The sequence below is a fragment of the Pseudonocardia sp. genome (genome assembly GCF_025965585.1).
Taxonomy (GTDB): Bacteria; Actinomycetota; Actinomycetes; order Mycobacteriales; family Pseudonocardiaceae; genus Pseudonocardia.
On record NZ_JAOPWR010000487.1, the window covers coordinates 1 to 3,632 of the forward strand.

Sequence of the window (3,632 nt, forward strand, 5' to 3'; positions counted from 1 at the left end):
TGAGCCACGAGACGATCTACCAGGCGCTCTACCTGCAGGCCCGCGGCGGGCTGCGCCGCGAGGTGGCCGCGGCGTTGCGCACCGGCCGGGCCCGACGCCGACCCCGACGCGACCCGCAGGCCCGCACGTCCCGGGAGCAATCGTCAAGACCTGTGGATGAAGATCTTTAGGCGGCTTCGGGTTGAGGGGTCTCGTCGGGTCGTTCGACGAGCTTGCCGTTGACGAACACCGCGCCGGCGCGGACGAGCGCGACGAGATGTGGGGCGTTGACCGCGCGCCAGCGGTCCTGGGTGGCCTCGATCAGCTTGAACGCCATCGCCAGCCCCGCGGCGCGTGAGCCGGGTCCGCGGGTGATCTTCGTGCGGTGCCGGACGGTCGCGAAGGTCGACTCGATCGGGTTTGTGGTCCGAAGGTGGATCCAGTGCTCGGCGGGGTAGTCGTAGAACGCGAGCAGCACCTCGAGGTCGTCGGTGATCTTCGCGACGGCCTTGCCGAACTTCGCGCCGTAGGCGGCCTTGAACGAGGTGACGGCGTCGAGGGCGTGCTGCTTGTCCTCGGCGTTCCAGATCTCGGCCAGGGCCTTCTTCGCCCCGGGATGCGCGCTCTTGGGCAGAGCAGCCAACACGTTGCCGATCTTGTGGAGCCGTAAGGAATCAACACGGCGGTTGCGCGGGGCTCGGTGTGTCGGTCGGCAGGACCGAGGCGAGGAGCGTGGCGGCGGTGGAGAATCGCGGTCCGGGAACGGGTATCGGCAGGTAGTTGTCCTGTTCCAGGAGCGGGCGGACCTCGAGCAGGGCGTTGCCGATGGTGCGTGGGCTGACGTCGAACAGCTCGGCGAGTAGTACTTGGCGGGTGCAGACTCGGCGCTGGTAGAGGATGGTCGCCAGGATCCGTTCCGGGTCGGTGATCTTCTGCTGGAACACGCCGCCGCGGGCTCCGGGGAGACGTTCCGCGCCGCGGCGGCGGTAGCGGCGCCGTTCGAGCTGTGCTGCTTGGCTGGTGGAGAGCCGCTCGATCATCTGGTTCAGCTCGGCCTTGGTCATCCCGGTCAGTTCCGGGGCGGACAGTAGCTCCGGTAGTTGGGGTCGTTGCGGTGTGGAGCCGTGGTCGACGAAGTCGGCGAGTGCCAGTGCGGTGGTGAAGCGCAGGGTCGTCGGGGAGATGCTGCGACCGCGCTCGTCGAGTAGTTGCCGGGTTTCGGCGATCGCCTGGCCGATCGAGTTCGGGTTGACCTCGAGGATCTCGGACAACACGTTCTGGGAGCAGATCTGCCGGAGGTAGACGATTGTGATCAGGACCCGGTCGGCGTCGTCGAGCAGGGAACGGCTGCCTGCTCCCGGGGCGCGGCGTCGTTGTCCCCCTCGTTGTTCGTGGCGGCGCTGCGCGGTCTGAGCGGCTTGGGCGGGTGCGAGGTCGGCGGCCAACTCGTCGAGCTCTGCCCGGCTGATGCCGGTGAACCTCGGATCCGACAGGACTTCAAGCGCGTGGGTCCGGGCCTGCGCCCGATCGCCATGGTCGCTTGCGATCTGCTGGCCGGCGGGGGTGTCCTCGGGGTTCTTCCGGGCCGCGCTGAGGGTGTAGTTCCATGATCCGCACCATGCGTGCGGTGCTAGCGGTAGCGCGTGCATCCGCGCCGCGCTGACCGCGACCCCGAGCGGGTAGATGCCGGTGTCGAGCTCCGCTTCGACGCGCAGTCCGGTGCTGGTTCGGGTCGAGGCGATGGTCTTGACGACGACTTCATGGCTGGTCAAGGGTCTGCCGCGCCAGTTGAGGGTGATGTGGGAGAACAGCCGGTGCTCGACCTTGTTCCACTTCGAGGTGCCCGGCGGGAAGTGGCAGACCGTGATGTCCAGGCCCGTCTCGGCGGCCAGCCCGGCCAGCTCGGCTTTCCATAACCGGTAGCGATAGCTGTTCGAGCCACCCGCATCGGCAGTGATCAACAGGCGGCGGGCGTGCGGATAGTCACCGGCGCCGCGGGCCTGCCACCAGGCGCGGATCGAGGCGACGGCGAACGCCGAGGTGTCGTGATCGACACCGACATTGACCCAGCCGGTATCGGCGGTGATGTCGTAGACGCCGTAGGGGATGGCCTGGGCAACCTCGGGCCCCATGGCGAAGAAGCTGTGGTCTTCGACCTCGACCGGTTCCCCCGCCGGGCGCCACTCACGGCCGGGGTTGGGCAGCCGGCCCAGGTGCTCCTTCTTCTTCGTGTCGACGCTGATGACCGGCTCCCCGGCGGCCCGGTGGTCTTTGACCTGCTCGTTGATGTAGCGGAACTGGGCGTCCCGGTCGGGATGCTGGTGTCCTTCCAGGGTCTTCGCGTTGGCCTGGAGGCTGAATCCGTTGTCCCGCAACAGTTTCCCGACCGTCGGCGCCGACACCGCGTGCCCTTGACGGGTCAGCTCGCTGGCGAGATGACGCAGAGACTTGGTCGTCCACCGCAACGGCGACATCGGATCGCCTCGCTCGTCGGGTTCCACCAACGCCAGCAGGGACGAGAGCAGCATCGGGTCCAGCTCGGTCGCCGGTTTACGCCCACCGCCCCCGCTCCGGACTCGACCGATCGGTAGCGGATCCGCACCCCGTTCGAGTTCGAACACGCCCTTGCGGACGGTCGTCTCGCTGACCCCGGCGATGCGGGCGACGACTCGCACACCGCCGTGCCCTAGCAGCCGGGCCTCCGCCGCCAACGCCAGACGCTGCTGACGCTCGTTCAGGTACGGCAACAGCACCTCGAACCGCGCGACGAGCTGCTCACGAGCAAGGTCCGAGATCGGCATACCACCTCATCGCACCCTGGCCCCAAAATGCACACGTTGATTTTTTACGGCTCCTGTGGAACCAGCAGCGCTGTTCCCGCGTCTGCGGGAACACCTCACGCAGCGCGCCCCAGAACCCGAGCGCACCGTCGCCCATCGCGAGCGCTGGCGCGCGCATGCCGCGGCGTGCGCAGTCGCGCAGCAGATCCGCCCAGGACTCGCTCGATTCCCGATAGCCGTCGCTCAGCGCGACCAGTTCCTTCCGCCCGTCAGCGCGCACGCCGATCATGACCAGCAGGCACAGCTTGTGCTCCTCGAGGCGGATGTTGACGTGGATGCCGTCGACCCAGAGGTAGACGTAGTCCACGTGGGAAAGATCTCGGGTGGCGAAGGCGCGTTGCTCGACCTTCCAGGTCTCGGTCAGCTTCGTGATCACCGGTCCGGACAGCCCAGCAGTGGAGCCGAGGAACTGGCCCAGGGCGGGCACGAAGTCCCCGGTCGAGAGGCCGTGCAGGTACAGCAGCGGCAGCACTTCGGTGACCTTCGGGGTCTTGCGGCACCAGGCGGGCAGGATCACCGAGGCGAACCGGGCCCGCTCGCCCGTCTCGGGGTCGGTGCGCCGGTCGTTGACTCGCGGCGCGGTGACCTCGACCGCCCCGGCCGAGGTCAGGACCTCGCGGGGCTGGTGCGAGCCGTTGCGCACCACGAGCCGGCGCCCGTTCTCGTCGCGCTCGGCGGCGAACCGGGTGATGTAGTCGTCGACCTCGGCCTGCAGGGCTTCGGCGAGCATCTTGCGGGCGCCCTCGCGGACGAGGTCGTCGATCAACGACACACCACCGTCCCGGCGGGGGTCATCGGCGTCGGCAGCTCCAG

Annotated in this window: 1 protein-coding gene and 3 pseudogenes; 1 reads left to right on the top strand and 3 read right to left on the bottom strand. The window is 68.5% G+C overall.

Annotated elements, in window-relative coordinates; translation table 11 throughout:
• A pseudogene (locus JWR81_RS30045) lies at positions 1–110 on the top strand (IS30 family transposase); the annotation flags it as partial.
• A gap of 56 nt (positions 111–166) precedes the next feature.
• Here the strand turns inward: JWR81_RS30045 and JWR81_RS30050 are convergent.
• From JWR81_RS30050 to JWR81_RS30060, 3 genes and pseudogenes are all read right to left on the bottom strand, one after another.
• Positions 167–640 (bottom strand): annotated as a pseudogene (locus JWR81_RS30050) (transposase); the annotation flags it as partial.
• A gap of 13 nt (positions 641–653) precedes the next feature.
• Positions 654–2,780 carry an ISAzo13 family transposase gene (locus JWR81_RS30055; protein ID WP_297660571.1) on the bottom strand — a complete coding sequence of 709 codons (2,127 nt, stop codon included), beginning with the start codon at positions 2,778–2,780 and terminating at the stop codon, positions 654–656.
• A gap of 55 nt (positions 2,781–2,835) precedes the next feature.
• Positions 2,836–3,591: pseudogene (locus JWR81_RS30060) on the bottom strand (IS256 family transposase); the annotation flags it as partial.
• Between the last annotated feature and the right edge of the window lie 41 nt (positions 3,592–3,632).

Bases quoted from the DNA above. Each gene is read 5' to 3' on its own strand.
- JWR81_RS30055 (WP_297660571.1), bottom strand. From the start codon at position 2,780: ATGCCGATCTCGGACCTTGCTCGTGAGCAGCTCGTCGCGCGGTTCGAG.